Source organism: Pedococcus soli (assembly GCF_054782575.1).
The window spans coordinates 34,936-48,394 of record NZ_BAAGSF010000003.1 but is presented as its reverse complement, the minus strand read 5'-3'; the positions used below and the strand labels follow the sequence as shown (position 1 = coordinate 48,394).

Sequence of the window (13,459 nt, the reverse complement as noted above, 5' to 3'; positions counted from 1 at the left end):
CCCGTCGGGACGCGGCCGTTCACGGGGTGGGTGGGGCCGTCCCGACCAGGAGCAGCCGGCACCACAGGTCCGCGAGGAGGTCGGCATAACGCTGTCGTGACCAACCTCGGGACTGCAGCAGCAACCAGTACTCGTGGGCGTTGGTCGACCAGATGATGTCCGCGACGTCCCGGTCGACGAGCTCCGCACGCAGCTCACCCGTCGCCCGCAGGTCGGCTGCCAGCAGCATCATGTTCGCCGCCCGCCGGTCCACCACCGCAGCCCAGGCTCGGGCGCACTCGTCGTCGTTCTCGCCGGCGCGCCGCAAGGCGTCCATGAGGGGAGCCGTGCCGGGGACCACCTCACCCACGGCAGCGGCATACAGCTCGAGCTTGCGGCGGGCGTCCTCAGCGGCACGGACCGCCCTGACGTACGCACGCTCCTCGGCGGCCAGCGGCTCGTCGGACGACCCCAGCACCATGTCCACCACCGCGACGGTGAGCTGGGGCTTGCGGCCCACGCTGGCGTACACGGTGTCGACGGAGACGCCTGCGCGCTCGGCGACCATGGCCACCGTCGTGGCGTCGTACCCGAGCTGCCCCAGCAGCTCCCGAGCGGCCACCAGGACGCGGTGGCGGGTCCGGGCGGCTCGCTCGGCACGCACCGTCGAGCGGTAGGCGCGGGTCTTGACGGTCTCGGACATCGCCCCTACCGTACCAATATTCGCCTGAATCTGGTTCGGACGAAATCTGCGAGGAGGCCGTCATGGCTCGACCCGAACCCGTGGGCACCGCCGGCCGGGTGGTCCACCGCCGCGCCGGCACCGGTCCGGCCACCTGGGCGATGGGGAGCCTGTTCGAGCACCTCCTCACCGCTGAGGAGTCCGGCGGACGGGTGGGTGTCGCCCTCGTGACGCAACCGCCCGGCACCGCCACACCGCTGCACCGGCACGCGAACGAGGCCGAGGGCTTCTACCTCCTGGACGGCTCGATGACCTACCGCGCGGGCGACGAGGTGTTCGAGCTCGGTGCCGGCGACCTCATCTGGCTGCCCGCCGGCATCCCGCACGCCTTCCGCGTCACCGGCGAGCAGGCGGTCCGCTTCGTCGGCCTCAGCGATCCCGGGCACCTCTTCGACCTCTACCCGGAGGTGGGCCTGCCGGCCGCCGAGCGACGCCTGCCCGGCCCCGACGGCCGTCCCATGGGCGAGGAGATCGCCCGGTGGAACGAGGTCGGACCGCGCTACGGCCTCGAGGTGGTGGGGCCGCCGCTCCCGGAGTCCCCCGGGCCCGGCAGCGAGCGCACCGAGCGGGACTCGGACGCCCTCGCCGCGAGACCCGCGGCGTCGGGGTAGACGACCTCCTCGAGGGAGAGCCCGTGGGGCGGCATCACGCTGACGGCCGCGTCCCGCCGGGAGGCGCGCAGCACCTCGGCGGGCCAGTCGAGCGGCCGTCGCCCCTCGCCCACGGGCACCACGACCCCCACGAGCGACCGCACCATGGAGTGGCAGAACGCATCGGCCACCACCGTCGCTGCCAGGGTCCCGTCCTCCTGCCGCTCCCACGAGTACTCCAGCAGGGTGCGGACCGTCGTGGCCCCCTCCCGCTTCTTGCAGAACGCCGCGAAGTCGTTGAGCCCCACGAGAGTCCGGGCCGCGGCATCCATGGCAGCCACGTCCAGCCCGCGCTTGGTGTGCACGGTGTCCCGCCGACGCAGGGGGTCGGCGGCGGCGGGGTCGTCGCACAAGCGGTAGAGGTAGCGGCGGCGCAGGGCCGAGAAGCGGGCGTCGAACCCGTCCGGCGCCTCGGTCACCGCGTGCACGACCACGTCCGGTGGCAGGATCCCGCCGAGGCGGGTCCGGGCGGCGACCCCCGGCTCACGGTCGGACCGACCCGGGACGCGCGCCCAGGCCTCGGCGTCCACGTCGGCGTGCACCACCTGCCCGCGGGCGTGGACCCCCGCGTCGGTGCGCCCGGCGACCGTGAGCCGCACGGGAGCAGGCGCGCGGAGCAACGTCGTCAACGCCGCCGACAGCTCGCCCTCGACCGTGCGCAGGCCGGGCTGGGCGGCCCACCCGGAGAAGTCGGTCCCGTCGTAGGCGAGGTCCAGCCGGACCCGGAGCGTGCGACCGCCCGACCCCGCGTCCTCGACCATGCCGCCAGCCTAGCGACGCGCAGCACGTACCCCGCCGACCCGGTCGGGGTACGTGGTGGGTCGGGTCGAGCCGACGGCTCGGGCCGGACGGCTCGGTCCGGGGCGACTGCACCCCACCGCCCGGCCCCGTCTGCCACAGTGTCCCGGTGAGCGATCCGCGGACCACGACCCCGGCCACCTCGGAGGCCGCCCTGACCCGGCAGCGGCTGGGCATCGCCGCGACGTTCGCCACCCAGGGACTGCTGTTCATCTCGGTGACGACCCGCCTGCCACGCTTCCAGGACCGCTGGGACCTCGACGAGCTGTTCATCACCGGGCTCCTGCTCATGGTCGTCCTGCTCGCGGGGGTGGGCTCGGTCCTCACCGAACCCGGTGCCCGCCGGCTGGGCAGCGCGACCGTGCTGCGGGTCGCCTTCGGCCTGATCACGGTGGGGCTCGCCCTGGTCGCCCTCGCTCCCCAGCGGCCGGTGTTCGTCGCGGGACTGGCCGTCTACGGCCTCGGGCTCGGTGCGGTGGACGCCGCGGGCAACATGCAGGCCGTGGCCCTCGAGCACCGGTGGGGACGCACGATCCTGCCCTCCTTCCACGGTGCGTGGACGGTCGGCGGCATCATCGGCACGCTCGTCGCCATCGCCGTGACGAACGCCGGGCTCACCGCAGGGCTCCTCCCCCTCGCTGCCGTGGCAGCCCTGGCCATCGGTGCACCACTGCTGCCCCACGCCGTCTCCGCGGTCGGCGACGCACCCCCGGCCGTGGCGATCGACATCCCGTGGCGACGGATCGGCCTGCTCGGGGCCGCGATGGTGCTCTTCTACACGGTCGACACGGCCGCGACGACGTGGGGACCGGTCTTCCTCAAGTCCGCCCACGACGCGCCGGCCTGGCTGCTCCCGCTGGCCACGCTCCCCTACCTCGTCGCCAGCGGCCTGACACGGCTCCTCGGCGACCGGGCCGTGGAACGGTTCGGCGCGGTCCCCCTCGTGCGCGGGGGCGCCGTGGCGGCGAGCCTGGGTCTGGCCGTGATCGTCTTCTCACCCACCTGGCCCGTGGCGGTGGTCGGCTTCACGGTCGTGGGCGCCTCGGTCGCGGTGATCGCCCCCCTGAGCTTCTCCGCCGCCGCGGTGGTGGCCGGTGACGGCGTGGACGGGGAGGCGCGTCGTGCCCGCGTGGACGCGGTCATCGCCCGCTTCAACCAGTTCAACTACGTCGGGGGCCTGCTCGGGGCGGTGCTCACCGGTGCCGTCGGCCAGGACTCCCTGCGCGTCGGCTTCGCGGTCCCCATGGTGCTGGTCCTGCTCATCCTCCCCCTCGCCGGCGTCTTCCGGGCCCGCCGCACCTGACCCGGCGTCCCCACCCGGCGAGTTTGAAGCGTCAGCGACGTCCTGACGTCGCTGACGCTTCAGTCTCGGCGACCCGACGCCCGGGCGCTCGCCCGTAGGGTGCCCGGGCACGGCGAAGGGCCGCCCACCCCGTGGGGGTGAACGGCCCTTCGACGGTCAGCCAGTGGCTACCGGATCAGGAACCGGCCTTGGTGAAGCCAGCCTTCTCGGCGTCCTCGGCGGACTTGAACCAGAACTCGGCGTGCGTCTGCTCGAACCACTGGCCGTCGGCCTCGTGGTACTTGCCGGAGTCGGCGTTGCCCTTGACGACGTAGGCCTCGTCGGGGGTGGAACCATCCTCGTTGGCAGCGATCGCACCCTCGGGCAGCGCAGCCGCCTCGGTGGTCTCGGTCGCCTCGGTGGTCTCGGCCTTCGCCTCGTCCTCGGCGGCCTTGGTCTCGACCGCGGCCTCCTTGGCCTCGGCCTGCTTGGCGGAGCGCTTGGTGGCGGCCTCCGCCTCCTTGACCGTGGCCTTCTTCGCGATGGGCTCGCGGACGAGCTCGATCACGGCCATGGGCGCGTTGTCACCCTTGCGGGCGCCGATCTTGGTGATGCGGGTGTAGCCACCGGGACGCTCGGCCATGTCGGGCGCGATCTCGGTGAAGAGGCGGTGGACGACACCCTTGTCCTCGATGACCGACATGACGCGGCGACGCGCGTGCAGGTCACCGCGCTTGGCGAACGTCACCAGACGCTCGGCCAGCGGGCGAAGGCGCTTGGCCTTGGCCTCGGTGGTGGTGATGGAGTCGTGCTCGAACAGGGAAGCGGCCAGGTTCGCCAGGATGTGGCGCTCGTGAGCCGGACCGCCGCCGAGACGGGGACCCTTGGTGGGCGTAGGCATGTTTGGGTTCTCCTTGGTGTGTGAGGTGGCGGTGTTCAGACCGCCACCTCAGCGGCGGTTGGTCAGAGCTGCTCGTCTTCGGCCAGCGCGCGGCCGTCGTCAGCGAAGTCGTCGTCGTAGTCGCCGTAGTTGTCAGCGATCGCGCTCGGGTCGAACCCGGGCGGGCTGTCCTTGAGCGCCAGGCCCATGCCGACGAGCTTGGCCTTGACCTCGTCGATCGACTTCGCACCGAAGTTGCGGATGTCGAGCAGGTCCGCCTCGCTGCGACCCACGAGCTCACCCACGGTGTGGATGCCCTCGCGCTTGAGGCAGTTGTACGAACGCACGGTGAGGTCGAGGTCCTCGATCGGCAGCGCCAGGTCGGCGGCCAGGGCGGCGTCGGTCGGCGACGGGCCCATGTCGATGCCCTCGGCCTCGACGTTGAGCTCGCGGGCCAGGCCGAACAGCTCGACCAGGGTCTTGCCGGCGGAGGCCATGGCGTCACGGGGAGCCATCGAGTTCTTGGTCTCGACGTCCACGATCAGCTTGTCGAAGTCGGTGCGCTGCTCGACACGGGTCGCCTCGACCTTGTAGGTCACGGCGAGCACGGGCGAGTAGATGGAGTCGACCGGGATGCGGCCGATCTCCTGGTCGCCGGACTTGTTCTGGTTGGCCGAGACGTAACCGCGACCGCGCTCGACGGTCAGCTCCATCTCGACCTTGCCCTTGCCGTTGAGCGTGGCGATGTGCAGGTGGGGGTTGTGGACCTCGACACCGGCCGGGGGCGCGATGTCGGCGGCGGTGACCGGGCCGGAGCCGGTCTTGCGCAGGTACATGACCACGGGCTCGTCGTGCTCCGAGGAGACGACCAGGCCCTTGATGTTGAGGATGATCTCGGTGACGTCTTCCTTGACCCCGGGGATCGTGGAGAACTCGTGCAGCACACCGTCGATGCGGATGCTGGTCACGGCGGCACCGGGGATGCTCGACAGGAGCGTGCGGCGCATGGAGTTGCCGAGCGTGTAGCCGAAGCCGGGCTCGAGGGGCTCGATGACGAAGCGGCTGCGGTTGTCCGCAACGACCTCTTCGCTGAGTGAGGGGCGCTGTGCGATGAGCACGGGGTGATTCCTTTCTCGTCGGCGACCGCTATATGACGCCGATGAAGTCGCCGGTTCTCAACCGGCCGGCCGGCCCACCTCTGTCTGTGGTCCGGACCAGATCCGCTCCGTATGGCGCGGGCGCACGCGGCGCCCGCGCCATACGGAGGCGTGGATCAGTTCTTCGAGTAGAGCTCGACGATCAGCTGCTCGGTGAGGATCGTGTCGATCTGCTCACGGACGGGCAGCGAGTGGATCATGATCTGCAGCGTGCCCGGGACGACCTGGAGCCAGGCCGGGGTGGGGCGCTCGCCGAAGGTCTGGCGAGCCAGCTCGATCGGGAAGGTGTTCACGGACTTGGCGCGAACGGTGATGATGTCGTACTGCTCGACGCGGTAGGACGGGACGTCCACGCGCACGCCGTTGACCTCGAAGTGGCCGTGCGTGACGAGCTGGCGAGCCGCACGACGGGTGCGGGCCAGGCCGGCGCGGTAGACCACGTTGTCCAGGCGGGACTCGAGGATCTGCAGCAGGGTCTCACCGGTCTTGCCCGAGCGGCGCGAGGCCTCCTCGTAGTAACCGCGGAACTGCTTCTCCATGACGCCGTAGGTGAAGCGGGCCTTCTGCTTCTCCTGCAGCTGGGTGAGGTACTCCTTCTCCTGCATCCGGCGACGGCCGTGCTGGCCGGGCGGGAAGGGACGGAGCTCGAAGTTCTTGTCGCCGCCGACGAGGTCGACCTTGAGGCGACGCGACTTCTTGGTGATGGGGCCGGTGTAACGAGCCATGAGTTTTCTCTATCTCCCAGTTCTCAGACGCGACGGCGCTTGGGCGGGCGGACGCCGTTGTGCGGCGAGGGGGTGACGTCGCTGATCGCGCCGACCTCGAGGCCGGTGGCGGTCAGGGAGCGGATGGCGGTCTCACGACCGGAGCCCGGGCCCTTGACGAAGACGTCGACCTTGCGCATGCCGTGCTCCATCGCGCGACGGGCGGCAGCCTCGGCAGCCATCTGCGCCGCGAACGGGGTGGACTTGCGCGAGCCCTTGAAGCCGACCTGGCCGGCAGAGGCCCACGAGATCACGGCGCCCGAGGGGTCCGTGATCGAGATGATGGTGTTGTTGAACGTGCTCTTGATGTGAGCGTGCCCGTGGGCGACGTTCTTCTTCTCCTTGCGGCGCACCTTCTTGGCGCCAGCGGTACGAGCCTTGGGAGGCATTACTTACCAACCTTCTTCTTGCCGGCGACGGTGCGCTTCGGGCCCTTGCGGGTGCGCGCGTTGGTCTTGGTGCGCTGACCACGCACGGGAAGGCCGCGACGGTGGCGCAGACCCTCGTAGGAACCGATCTCGACCTTGCGGCGGATGTCGGCGGCGACCTCACGGCGGAGGTCACCTTCGATCTTGACGTTGGCCTCGAGGTAGTCACGGAGCTGGACCAGCTCGGTGTCGGAGAGGTCGCGGACGCGGGTGTTCGGGTTGACACCCGTGGCTGCCAGCGCCTGCTGGGAGCGGGTGCGACCCACTCCGAAGATGTAGGTGAGAGCGATCTCGACGCGCTTCTCGCGCGGAAGATCCACACCAACAAGACGTGCCATGTTGTGTGTTCCTTTTGTTTCACCGGAGGTCTGGGGCAGTACCGTTCCGGGCTTGGTCCCGAAGCTTTCCTCGGGGCACCGGTCCTCGGCCTCCGGGCCGGGGGTGACGTCCTGGTCGGCATGGAGGTCGTCTGTCGACGACGCCGCGCACAGGGGCCGGGTACTGCGTCATTCACTTGTCTGCGCTTCTCGAAGAGATGCGACTCGTGCTCCGGGCGAACCCGGGGCGGAGGTCCCTGGTGGGGACCCAGGTCATGCTCAGCCCTGGCGCTGCTTGTGGCGCAGGTTCTCGCAGATGACCATGACCCGACCGTGACGGCGGATCACCTTGCACTTGTCGCAGATCTTCTTGACGCTCGGCTGAACCTTCATAGCCTCTGCTTCGAGTCGATCTGGCACTACGGACCCGGACGGGTCTGCAGGTCTTGCGGGGTCGTGCTCAGCGGTAGCGGAAGACGATCCGGCCACGGGTCAGGTCGTACGGGCTGAGCTCCACCACCACGCGGTCCTCGGGGAGGATCCGGATGTAGTGCTGTCGCATCTTGCCCGAGATGTGAGCGAGAACCTTGTGACCGTTCGTGAGCTCGACCCGGAACATCGCGTTCGGGAGAGCCTCGACGATCGTGCCCTCGATCTCGATGACACCGTCCTTCTTGGCCATAGCCTCCACAATCTGCTGCATCGGTCTGCTCCAGGCTGGAACAGACACATCGACGTCGGCACGCGCACACACGCATGCCGACGTAACAGTCTACGTCAGGCCCCCCTCAGCGACGAAATCGCGCCGGGGCCCCAGTGCGGTCTCAGCCCTGGTCGAGCGGTGCGTATGGTGCGCCGGCGGCTGCCAGCCGCTCCTTGCCGCCGTCGAGGGCGGTGAGGACCCACAGCCCGTCGTCGGTGACCGCCACGGTGTTCTCCCAGTGGGCCGCACGCGAGCCGTCGGTGGTGACGACCGTCCAGTCGTCGGCCAGCACGCGGGTCTCCGCGGAACCGAGGGTCACCATCGGCTCGATCGCCACGGTGACCCCGGACCGCACGACCGGGCCCTTGTCACGGACGCGGTAGTTGGGGACCTGCGGGTCCATGTGCATGGCGGTGCCGATGCCGTGCCCGACGTAGTCCTCGATGATCCCGTAGTCGCGGCCGACCCGCTCCCCCGACGCGACGACGCTGTCCTCGACGCCGGCGCCGACCTCGTAGAGCGACTCCCCCACGCGGAGGGCGGCGATCCCGGCCCACATGGAGTCCTCGGTGGCGTCGATGAGCTCGAGGTCCTCCGGGCGCCCGGCCTCACGACCGCCGACGATCACGGAGATCGCCGCGTCGCCGTGCCAGCCCTCGACGATGGCTCCGCAGTCGATGGAGATGAGGTCGCCCTCGGCCAGCACCCGGCTGCCCGGGATGCCGTGGACGACCTCGTCGTTCACGGAGGTGCACAGCGAGCCCTTGAAGCCGTGGTAGCCCAGGAACGACGGCGTCGCCCCGCAGCCCCGGATGTGCTCCTCGGCCAGCTCGTCGAGCTGCTTGGTGGTCATGCCCGGGCGCACGGTCTGCGCCATGAGCTGCAGGGTCTGGCCCACGACCAGCCCGGCCCTGCGCATCAGCAGGAGCTGGTCGGTGGTCTTGGTGTCGATCTTGGACCGGCCGAACATCAGGAGCGAGCAACCCCTTCGAGGGCCTCGGAGATGCGTGCGAAGACCTCGTCGACCGAACCCATGCCGTCGACCTTCACGAGCAGCCCGCGCTCGGAGTACACGTCGGTGAGCGGGGCGGTCTCGCGGCGGTAGATGGCCTGACGCTCGCGGATGACCTCCTCGGTGTCGTCGTCACGGCCCTCGATCTCGGCCCGCTTGAGCAGCCGGGCCACGACGGCGTCCTCGTCCACGGTCAGCTCGAGGACGACCTCGAGGGTGTGGCCGTGCTCGGCGAGGATCGCGTCGAGGGCGTCGACCTGGGCCGAGGTCCGGGGGTAGCCGTCGAGGAGGAAGCCCTTCTCGGCGTCGTCCTCGAACAGGCGGTCGCGCACGATCGCGTTGGTGATGTCGTCGGTGACGTAGCCACCGGACGCCAGCACCTCCTTGACCTGCTTGCCCAGGGGGGTCTCGTTCTTGATGTTGGCGCGGAAGATGTCACCGGTGGAGATCGCGGGGATGCCGAAGGACTCGGCGATCCTGGCGGCCTGGGTGCCCTTACCGGCGCCCGGGGGGCCGAGGATGATCAGACGCATCAGCGGAGGAACCCTTCGTAGTGACGCTGCTGGAGCTGGCTCTCGATCTGCTTCACCGTCTCCAGGCCGACGCCGACGATGATGAGGATCGACGTGCCACCGAACGGGAAGTTCGAGTTGGCACCGACGGCCACGAGCGCGATGAGCGGGATGAGCGAGATGAGGCCCAGGTAGATGGCCCCGGGGACCGTGATGCGGGTGAGCACGTAGTCGAGGTACTCGGCCGTGGGTCGCCCGGCGCGGATACCTGGGATGAAGCCGCCGTAGCGCTTCATGTTGTCGGCGACCTCGACGGGGTTGAACGTGATCGACACGTAGAAGAACGTGAAGAACAGGATGAGGCCGACGTACATCAGCATGTAGATCGGGTGGTCTCCCCTGGTGAGGTTCTGGTCGATCCACGTCACCCAGCCGGGCTGGTTCCCGGTGGTCGACCTGTTGAACTGTGCCAGCAGCGTCGGCAGCGCGAGCAGCGACGAGGCGAAGATCACGGGGATGACGCCGGCCATGTTGACCTTGAGCGGGATGTAGGTGGACGTACCGCCATACATCTGGCGCCCGACCTGGCGCTTGGCGTACTGCACCGGGATGCGTCGCTGGCTCTGCTCGACGAAGACGACGAGGGCGATGATGAGGAACCCGAGCAGGATCACGCCGATGAAGACGTCCCAGCGGCCGTCCTGCTGCTGGATGGCCCACAGCGAGCTGGGGAAGCTCGAGGCGATCGAGGTGAAGATCAGCAGCGACATGCCGTTGCCGATGCCCTTGTCGGTGATGAGCTCACCGAGCCACATGACGACACCGGTGCCGGCGGTCATGGTGAGCACCATGATGACCAGGGTCGGGATCGAGTCGTCGGGCAGGATGCTCGTGCACTGGGGGCCGAAGAGGGCCGAGGGGTTCTGCGCGAAGGTGATCAGCGTCGAGGACTGCAGGATCGCCAGGCCGATGGTGAGGTAACGCGTGTACTGCGTCATCTTCGTCTGGCCCTGCTGGCCCTCCTTCTTGAGGGCCTCGAACCGCGGGATGACCACGGTGAGGAGCTGCACGATGATGCTCGCGGTGATGTACGGCATGATCCCGAGCGCGAAGATCGACAGCTGCAGGAGCGCGCCACCGCTGAAGAGGTTGGCCAGGCCCAGCACGCCGGTGGTCGCATCGGCACCCTTGATGCACGCCTGCACGGCGGTGTAGCTGACGCCCGGGACGGGCACGTGCGAACCCATCCGGAAGATGAGCACGATGGCGAGCGTGAAGAGCAGCTTCCTGCGCAGGTCCGGCGTCTTGAACGCACGGGTGAAGGCGGTGAGCACAGGTCCTCCTGGGTGACGCGGGCCGAGCGGCACGCGGTGAGACGGTCAGGCAATCCTAGGCACGATACCCCGACCGATGGTGAGGGGTGTGCATGCAAAACAGGTATGCCGCGGGCTCACCTTCTGCGGTGAGCCCGCGGCATACCGTGGAGCTGGGTGGATCAGGCGGAGGTGACCGAGCCGCCGGCGGCCTCGATCTTCTCCTTGGCGCTGGCCGAGAACTTGTCAGCGGTCACGGAGACCTTGACGCTGATCTCGCCGTCGCCGAGCACCTTGACCGGGAGGTTGTCCCGGACGGCACCCTTGGCCACGAGGTCGTCGACGGTCACGTCGCCGCCCTGCGGGTAGAGGGCGGAGAGCTTGTCCAGGTTCACGACCTGGTACTCCACCTTGAACGGGTTCTTGAAGCCGCGAAGCTTCGGCAGCCGCATGTGCAGCGGCATGGCGCCACCCTCGAAGCGCTCGGGCACCTGGTAACGAGCCTTGGTGCCCTTCGTGCCACGACCGGCGGTCTTGCCCTTGGAACCCTCACCGCGACCCACGCGGGTCTTGGCGGTCTTGGCTCCGGGGGCGGGACGCAGGTGGTGCAGCTTGAGAGCGGTGCCCTCGACGGACTTCTCCGACTTCGCAGCAGCGGCCTTGGTGGCCTTCTTCTCTGCCATGGTCAGTCAACCTCCTCGACGGCGACCAGGTGGGCCACCGTCTTGACCATCCCGCGGATCTCGGGACGGTCCTCCTTGACGACGACGTCGCCAATGCGCTTCAGACCGAGGCTGCGCAGGGTGTCACGCTGGTTCTGCTTGCCGCCGATCTCGGAACGGGTCTGGATCACCTTCAGACGCATCAGGCACCTGCCTTGGCGGCCTCGCGGCCAGCAGCCTGGGCGCGCAGCATGGCGGCCGGGGCGACACGGTCCACGGGGAGGCCGCGGCGTGCAGCCACCTCCTCCGGACGCTCGAGGCCCTTGAGGGCCGCGACCGTCGCGTGGACGATGTTGATCGCGTTGTCCGAGCCGAGCGACTTGCTCAGCACGTCGTGGATGCCGGCGCACTCGAGCACCGCGCGCACCGGACCGCCGGCGATGACACCGGTACCGGGAGCGGCGGGGCGCAGCATGACGACACCGGCAGCGGCCTCACCCTGCACGGGGTGCGGGATGGTGCCCTGGATGCGCGGGACCTTGAAGAACTCCTTCTTGGCCTCCTCGACACCCTTGGCGATCGCTGCGGGAACTTCCTTGGCCTTGCCGTAGCCGACACCGACGGTTCCGTCGCCGTCACCCACCACCACGAGGGCGGTGAAGCTGAAGCGGCGGCCGCCCTTGACGACCTTGGCGACGCGGTTGATGGTCACCACGCGCTCGACGTAGGCGCTCTTCTCGGCCTGGTCACGGCCACCTTGACGGTTGTCGCGGCCACCGCGGCGGTCGCCGCGCTCGCCACGAGCTGCGTCGCCGCCAGCAGCGGCACCAGTGCCTCGACGCTGGGGTCCGGGCATCAGATGTTCCTCATCTCAATAACAGTTGCGGTCACGGTGCTCACAGGGACAACCCACCCTCGCGGGCGCCCTCGGCGATGGCCGCGACGCGACCGTGGTAGCGGTTGCCGCCACGGTCGAACACGACGGCCTCGACGCCGGCGCTCTTGGCACGCTCGGCCAGCAGCTCGCCGACCTTGCGGGCCTTGGCGGTCTTGTCGCCCTCGAACGAGCGCAGGTCCGCCTCCATGGTGGAGGCCGACGCCACGGTCTTGCCGAGGGTGTCGTCGACGACCTGCACGAAGACGTGGCGCGACGAACGGGAGACGACCAGCCGCGGACGAACCGCGGTGCCGGTCACCTTCTTGCGCAGGCGCAGGTGGCGACGGCCGCGTGCAGCGGACTTGCCCTTGGCGCGCTTGACGATCATTGCCATGACTTACTTACCGGCCTTTCCGACCTTGCGACGGATGGTCTCGCCCGCGTAGCGCACGCCCTTGCCCTTGTACGGGTCGGGCTTGCGCAGCTTGCGGATGTTCGCGGCAACCTCGCCGACCAGCTGCTTGTCGATGCCCTGGACCGCGAAGCGGGTCGGGTTCTCGACGGTGAAGGAGATGCCCGCGGGGGCTTCGACGGTGATCGAGTGGCTGTAGCCGAGGGCGAACTCGAGCGTGCCGCCCTTGTTGACCACGCGGTAACCCGTGCCGTGGATCTCCATCTTCTTCTCGTAGCCCTCGGTGACACCGAGGACCATGTTGTTGATCAGCGAGCGGGTCAGGCCGTGCAGGGCACGGGACTGGCGCTCGTCGTTGGGCCGCTTGACCTCGAGGGCCTCGTCACCCTTCTCAACGGTGATCGGCTCGGCCACACGGTGGCTGAGCTCGCCCTTGGGGCCCTTCACCTTGACGGTCTGACCGTCGATGGTGATGTCGACACCGCTGGGGATGGAGACCGGGAGTCGTCCAATACGCGACATGTCGAATACCCCTTACCAGACGTAGGCGAGGACTTCCCCGCCCACACCCTTGGAAGCCGCCTGACGATCCGTGAGGAGTCCAGACGAGGTGGAAATGATGGCCACACCGAGTCCGCCGAGAACCTTGGGAAGGTTCGTCGACTTGGCGTAGACGCGCAGACCGGGCTTGGAGACACGGCGCACGCCAGCGATGGAACGCTCGCGGTTGGGGCCGTACTTCAGCTCGATTGTCAGCGTCTTGCCGACCTCGGCATCCTCGACCCTCCAGGAGGCGATGTAGCCCTCAGCCTGGAGGATCTCGGCAACGTGGGACTTCAGCTTGGAAAACGGCATGGAGACAGCGTCGTGGTGCGCCGAGTTGGCGTTCCGGACGCGCGTCAACATGTCCGCAATCGGGTCAGTCATGGTCATGGGCTTCTCCGGCCCTCTCTCACCGCGGTTTCACTGCG

Annotated in this window: 20 protein-coding genes; 2 read left to right on the top strand and 18 right to left on the bottom strand. The window is 69.1% G+C overall.

Annotation, left to right across the window (positions count from 1 at the left end):
* Positions 1-19 precede the first annotated feature (19 nt).
* Positions 20-682, bottom strand: a complete 663-nt coding sequence (locus ACYVKF_RS03170; RefSeq protein WP_460964787.1) for a TetR/AcrR family transcriptional regulator — start codon at positions 680-682, stop codon at positions 20-22.
* A gap of 62 nt (positions 683-744) precedes the next feature.
* Here ACYVKF_RS03170 and ACYVKF_RS03165 point away from each other — a divergent pair, with 62 nt between their 5' ends.
* Positions 745-1,332 carry a dimethylsulfonioproprionate lyase family protein gene (locus tag ACYVKF_RS03165; protein WP_460964785.1) on the top strand — a complete coding sequence of 196 codons (588 nt, stop codon included), beginning with the start codon at positions 745-747 and terminating at the stop codon, positions 1,330-1,332.
* Here the strand turns inward: ACYVKF_RS03165 and truA are convergent.
* Positions 1,221-2,132, bottom strand: a complete 912-nt coding sequence (gene truA, locus ACYVKF_RS03160; protein ID WP_460964784.1) for a tRNA pseudouridine(38-40) synthase TruA — start codon at positions 2,130-2,132, stop codon at positions 1,221-1,223. The two genes, ACYVKF_RS03165 and truA, sit on opposite strands and share 112 nt — an antisense overlap.
* A 146-nt stretch (positions 2,133-2,278) precedes the next feature.
* Between truA and ACYVKF_RS03155 the strand changes: the two genes are divergently transcribed.
* Positions 2,279-3,472, top strand: coding sequence for an MFS transporter (locus ACYVKF_RS03155; RefSeq protein ID WP_460964782.1), 1,194 nt, complete (start codon positions 2,279-2,281; stop codon positions 3,470-3,472).
* A gap of 175 nt (positions 3,473-3,647) precedes the next feature.
* On the opposite strand, the gene rplQ is transcribed toward ACYVKF_RS03155, so the two are convergent.
* The 16 genes from rplQ to rpsH all read right to left on the bottom strand — a co-directional run bounded on the left by rplQ (position 3,648) and on the right by rpsH (position 13,421).
* On the bottom strand, positions 3,648-4,352 hold the full coding sequence (rplQ, locus tag ACYVKF_RS03150; RefSeq protein ID WP_056918407.1) for a 50S ribosomal protein L17, sunset domain variant: 705 nt from the start codon (positions 4,350-4,352) through the stop codon (positions 3,648-3,650).
* A gap of 62 nt (positions 4,353-4,414) precedes the next feature.
* Positions 4,415-5,449: a DNA-directed RNA polymerase subunit alpha gene (locus ACYVKF_RS03145; protein ID WP_056915448.1), complete on the bottom strand. Its 1,035-nt coding sequence runs from the start codon at positions 5,447-5,449 to the stop codon at positions 4,415-4,417.
* Between the two features lie 155 nt (positions 5,450-5,604).
* Positions 5,605-6,213: a 30S ribosomal protein S4 gene (gene rpsD / locus ACYVKF_RS03140; protein WP_056915449.1), complete on the bottom strand. Its 609-nt coding sequence runs from the start codon at positions 6,211-6,213 to the stop codon at positions 5,605-5,607.
* A gap of 23 nt (positions 6,214-6,236) precedes the next feature.
* A complete protein-coding gene (rpsK, locus tag ACYVKF_RS03135; protein WP_056915450.1) occupies positions 6,237-6,641 on the bottom strand; it encodes a 30S ribosomal protein S11 in 405 nt (134 codons plus the stop codon).
* Positions 6,641-7,018: a 30S ribosomal protein S13 gene (rpsM, locus tag ACYVKF_RS03130; RefSeq protein WP_056915451.1), complete on the bottom strand. Its 378-nt coding sequence runs from the start codon at positions 7,016-7,018 to the stop codon at positions 6,641-6,643. Before rpsM ends, rpsK begins: the two co-directional genes overlap by 1 nt.
* Before the next feature lie 258 nt (positions 7,019-7,276).
* A complete protein-coding gene (gene rpmJ / locus ACYVKF_RS03125; RefSeq protein ID WP_010148647.1) occupies positions 7,277-7,390 on the bottom strand; it encodes a 50S ribosomal protein L36 in 114 nt (37 codons plus the stop codon).
* Positions 7,391-7,457: 67 nt separating this feature from the next.
* Entirely contained in the window at positions 7,458-7,679 is a 222-nt protein-coding gene (gene infA, locus ACYVKF_RS03120) for a translation initiation factor IF-1 (RefSeq protein ID WP_006946284.1), read from the bottom strand.
* Positions 7,680-7,821: 142 nt separating this feature from the next.
* Positions 7,822-8,670: a type I methionyl aminopeptidase gene (map, locus tag ACYVKF_RS03115; RefSeq protein WP_056918408.1), complete on the bottom strand. Its 849-nt coding sequence runs from the start codon at positions 8,668-8,670 to the stop codon at positions 7,822-7,824.
* Positions 8,670-9,245, bottom strand: coding sequence for an adenylate kinase (locus ACYVKF_RS03110; RefSeq protein WP_056915453.1), 576 nt, complete (start codon positions 9,243-9,245; stop codon positions 8,670-8,672). The genes map and ACYVKF_RS03110 overlap by 1 nt, the downstream gene beginning before the upstream one ends.
* Entirely contained in the window at positions 9,245-10,558 is a 1,314-nt protein-coding gene (gene secY / locus ACYVKF_RS03105) for a preprotein translocase subunit SecY (RefSeq protein WP_056915454.1), read from the bottom strand. The genes ACYVKF_RS03110 and secY overlap by 1 nt, the downstream gene beginning before the upstream one ends.
* Positions 10,559-10,719: 161 nt before the next feature.
* Entirely contained in the window at positions 10,720-11,220 is a 501-nt protein-coding gene (gene rplO, locus ACYVKF_RS03100; RefSeq protein ID WP_082552894.1) for a 50S ribosomal protein L15, read from the bottom strand.
* Between the two features lie 2 nt (positions 11,221-11,222).
* The gene (gene rpmD, locus ACYVKF_RS03095; protein WP_056917240.1) at positions 11,223-11,405 is read right to left on the bottom strand and encodes a 50S ribosomal protein L30; all 183 of its coding nucleotides are present in this window, start codon (positions 11,403-11,405) and stop codon (positions 11,223-11,225) included.
* On the bottom strand, positions 11,402-12,055 hold the full coding sequence (rpsE, locus tag ACYVKF_RS03090; RefSeq protein WP_056915455.1) for a 30S ribosomal protein S5: 654 nt from the start codon (positions 12,053-12,055) through the stop codon (positions 11,402-11,404). The genes rpmD and rpsE overlap by 4 nt, the downstream gene beginning before the upstream one ends.
* 40 nt (positions 12,056-12,095) lie before the next feature.
* Positions 12,096-12,470: a 50S ribosomal protein L18 gene (rplR, locus tag ACYVKF_RS03085; protein WP_056915456.1), complete on the bottom strand. Its 375-nt coding sequence runs from the start codon at positions 12,468-12,470 to the stop codon at positions 12,096-12,098.
* Between the two features lie 3 nt (positions 12,471-12,473).
* Complete coding sequence (gene rplF / locus ACYVKF_RS03080; protein ID WP_056915457.1) at positions 12,474-13,010, bottom strand: 50S ribosomal protein L6; 537 nt, start codon at positions 13,008-13,010, stop codon at positions 12,474-12,476.
* A 12-nt stretch (positions 13,011-13,022) separates the two neighbouring features.
* The gene (rpsH, locus tag ACYVKF_RS03075; RefSeq protein ID WP_460964776.1) at positions 13,023-13,421 is read right to left on the bottom strand and encodes a 30S ribosomal protein S8; all 399 of its coding nucleotides are present in this window, start codon (positions 13,419-13,421) and stop codon (positions 13,023-13,025) included.
* Positions 13,422-13,459: the final 38 nt, after the last annotated feature.

Coding starts and splice junctions, on each gene's coding strand:
- ACYVKF_RS03170 (WP_460964787.1), bottom strand. CDS start 682: ATGTCCGAGACCGTCAAGACCCGCGCCTACCGCTCGACGGTGCGTGCC.
- ACYVKF_RS03165 (WP_460964785.1), top strand. CDS start 745: ATGGCTCGACCCGAACCCGTGGGCACCGCCGGCCGGGTGGTCCACCGC.
- truA (WP_460964784.1), bottom strand. CDS start 2,132: ATGGTCGAGGACGCGGGGTCGGGCGGTCGCACGCTCCGGGTCCGGCTG.
- rplQ (WP_056918407.1), bottom strand. CDS start 4,352: ATGCCTACGCCCACCAAGGGTCCCCGTCTCGGCGGCGGTCCGGCTCAC.
- rpsD (WP_056915449.1), bottom strand. CDS start 6,213: ATGGCTCGTTACACCGGCCCCATCACCAAGAAGTCGCGTCGCCTCAAG.
- rpsK (WP_056915450.1), bottom strand. CDS start 6,641: ATGCCTCCCAAGGCTCGTACCGCTGGCGCCAAGAAGGTGCGCCGCAAG.
- rpsM (WP_056915451.1), bottom strand. CDS start 7,018: ATGGCACGTCTTGTTGGTGTGGATCTTCCGCGCGAGAAGCGCGTCGAG.
- rpmJ (WP_010148647.1), bottom strand. CDS start 7,390: ATGAAGGTTCAGCCGAGCGTCAAGAAGATCTGCGACAAGTGCAAGGTG.
- infA (WP_006946284.1), bottom strand. CDS start 7,679: ATGGCCAAGAAGGACGGTGTCATCGAGATCGAGGGCACGATCGTCGAG.
- map (WP_056918408.1), bottom strand. CDS start 8,670: ATGTTCGGCCGGTCCAAGATCGACACCAAGACCACCGACCAGCTCCTG.
- ACYVKF_RS03110 (WP_056915453.1), bottom strand. CDS start 9,245: ATGCGTCTGATCATCCTCGGCCCCCCGGGCGCCGGTAAGGGCACCCAG.
- rplO (WP_082552894.1), bottom strand. CDS start 11,220: ATGGCAGAGAAGAAGGCCACCAAGGCCGCTGCTGCGAAGTCGGAGAAG.
- rpsE (WP_056915455.1), bottom strand. CDS start 12,055: ATGCCCGGACCCCAGCGTCGAGGCACTGGTGCCGCTGCTGGCGGCGAC.
- rplR (WP_056915456.1), bottom strand. CDS start 12,470: ATGGCAATGATCGTCAAGCGCGCCAAGGGCAAGTCCGCTGCACGCGGC.
- rplF (WP_056915457.1), bottom strand. CDS start 13,010: ATGTCGCGTATTGGACGACTCCCGGTCTCCATCCCCAGCGGTGTCGAC.
- rpsH (WP_460964776.1), bottom strand. CDS start 13,421: ATGACCATGACTGACCCGATTGCGGACATGTTGACGCGCGTCCGGAAC.